General features: G+C 63.6%; 1 protein-coding gene. It reads right to left on the reverse strand.

Features of this window, described 5'->3' with window-relative positions; genetic code table 11:
- Positions 1-128: 128 nt before the first annotated feature.
- A partial coding sequence (locus AACY08_RS29465; RefSeq protein WP_339472608.1) for a hypothetical protein occupies positions 129-462 on the reverse strand: 334 nt, incomplete at its 5' end.

The raw sequence follows: 462 nt of genomic DNA on the forward strand, positions 1-462 counted from the left end.
TATCATCATTCATCTCCAACTGGAGTGGGCGCGCCGCGCTGGCGGTCACGCAGACCTGATCATCAGGCCCACAAAGCCGAAGGCTCCCTCCCCTCCCCTCGGAGGAGCGGGGAGGAAATCGCGGTTGGTCAGGCAGTGATGCGCGCGATGACGGCTGCGGCATTGCTGGTCGGCACGAACATCCGGGTCTTGTGCTGGATGATGTTGGTAAAGCAGCCGGCAGCCTTCAATTCGGCGAGCCGCGTGTGCGGCCAATCGAGCAGTTCAAGGCGCTGCTGACCCGCGACCAGGCTGCGCTTCAGCCGATACGCGCCCACCCCGGTAATCTCGCCCGTCGTCATGACGTGTCTGGCGGTATCCTCGGCCGACACAGTGATGGTCGTAGCAATGCCGAAGGCTTCGGCGAGTTTGGGCACCAAGGGTGCGGGCACAATGCGGCCAGGAAGGATTGTCCGTCGTCGG

The sequence above is a fragment of the Pseudomonas sp. EL_65y_Pfl1_R83 genome (genome assembly GCF_963970695.1).
GTDB classification, from domain to species: domain Bacteria; phylum Pseudomonadota; class Gammaproteobacteria; order Pseudomonadales; family Pseudomonadaceae; genus Aquipseudomonas; species Aquipseudomonas tritici.